Raw genomic sequence first — 1,817 nt, 5'->3', positions numbered from 1 at the left:
CTCCGTGCCAGCAGCCGCGGTAAGACGGAGGAGGCAAGCGTTATCCGGAATTATTGGGCGTAAAGGGTACGTAGGCGGCTGGTCAAGTCTGGGGTTAAAGGCCACAGCTCAACTGTGGGAAGGCCCTGGAAACTGACCGGCTAGAGTGAGGTAGGGGTTGCGGGAATTCCCGGTGTAGCGGTGAAATGCGTAGAGATCGGGAAGAACACCTGAGGCGGAAGCGCGCAACTGGGCCTCAACTGACGCTGAGGTACGAAAGCTAGGGGAGCGAATGGGATTAGATACCCCAGTAGTCCTAGCCGTAAACGATGGACACTAGACGTTGGCCGTATCGACCCGGTCAGTGTCGGAGCTAACGCGTTAAGTGTCCCGCCTGGGGAGTACGCACGCAAGTGTGAAACTCAAAGGAATTGACGGGGGCCCGCACAAGCGGTGGAGCATGTGGTTTAATTCGATGCAACGCGAAGAACCTTACCAGGGCTTGACATGCCGCGAACCCTGCGGAAACGTGGGGGTGCCTTCGGGAGCGCGGACACAGGTGGTGCATGGCTGTCGTCAGCTCGTGTCGTGAGATGTTGGGTTAAGTCCCGCAACGAGCGCAACCCTTGTTCCTAGTTGCCAGCATTGAGTTGGGCACTCTAGGGAGACTGCCGGTGACAAACCGGAGGAAGGTGAGGATGACGTCAAGTCAGCATGCCCCTTACGCCCTGGGCTACACACGTGCTACAATGGCGCGGACAAAGGGTCGCGAGCGCGCGAGCGTGAGCCAATCCCAAAAACCGCGTCTCAGTTCAGATCGCAGGCTGCAACTCGCCTGCGTGAAGGCGGAATCGCTAGTAATCGCAGATCAGCATGCTGCGGTGAATACGTTCCCGGGCCTTGTACACACCGCCCGTCACACCATGGGAGCTGGCCATGCCCGAAGTCGGAGCACCCGCCGAAGGCAGGGCTGGTGACTGGGGTGAAGTCGTAACAAGGTAGCCGTACCGGAAGGTGCGGCTGGATCACCTCCTTTTAGGGAGACCTACCTTGGGGCATCTGAGAGGAGTCAGGCCACCCTCAGGCCAGCAAAGGTCATCCCAGGTCGGTCGGGGTTGAGGGGATGGTTGACTGAGGTTCTGGGGGAGAGCCAAGGGAAGGGCTATTAGCTCAGGTGGTTAGAGCGCACCCCTGATAAGGGTGAGGTCCCTGGTTCGAGTCCAGGATGGCCCACTGTTTGTCCTGGAGAAGGGAGAGCTAGCAAGCTAGAAGCGAGCTGGCCAAGCTGAGGGCAAAGCCAGAGGGTGGGTGCAGTCTGGATTGGGGGTATAGCTCAGCTGGTAGAGCGCTGCCTTTGCACGGCAGAAGTCAGCGGTTCGAGTCCGCTTACCTCCACCACTTTGGTGAGGAGCCGGGAAGGGGTTCTCCAGTTGGATAGGTTGACGACCGGGCTAGGGGTTTGGGTCCGAGCACAAGCCTCCAGCCGGGTTGAGCCGGCCAGCACTTTGAAAACTGCATAGCAAGAGAGCAGCATGCTTCTGGGTTGAGCCCTCCGAGCCTTGGCTTGGGGGAAGCAGCAGCAACCTGGGGGCATGAGGCAGGTAGAACACCAATGTTACGTGAGGTGAAAAGGTCAAGTCAGTTAAGGGCGCACGGTGGATACCTAGGCACGCAGAGGCGAGGAAGGGCGTGTTACCGACGAAACGCTGCGGGGAGCTGGACAAAAGCGGTGATCCGCAGGTTCCCGAATGGGGCAACCCGGCAAGGCGCAAGCCTTGTCACCTTTGGCTGAATCCATAGGCCAAAGGGGCGAACGCGGCGAACTGAAACATCTTAGT

At 59.2% G+C, this 1,817-nt stretch carries 2 tRNA genes and 2 rRNA genes; all 4 read left to right on the top strand.

Annotated features, from left to right (window positions below):
* A 16S ribosomal RNA gene (locus ACVWXZ_RS14240) occupies nucleotides 1-1,015 on the top strand; the annotation flags it as partial.
* 123 nt (nucleotides 1,016-1,138) lie between these two features.
* Nucleotides 1,139-1,212: transfer RNA gene (locus ACVWXZ_RS14235), tRNA-Ile, on the top strand.
* Between the two features lie 89 nt (nucleotides 1,213-1,301).
* Nucleotides 1,302-1,377 (top strand) — tRNA-Ala (locus tag ACVWXZ_RS14230).
* 233 nt (nucleotides 1,378-1,610) lie between these two features.
* Nucleotides 1,611-1,817: ribosomal RNA gene (locus ACVWXZ_RS14225) — 23S ribosomal RNA — on the top strand; the annotation flags it as partial.

This window comes from Thermostichus sp. MS-CIW-38 (assembly GCF_054058415.1).
Note: the sequence above shows the minus strand (reverse complement) of the source record. Positions and strands in the feature narration are given on the sequence as shown.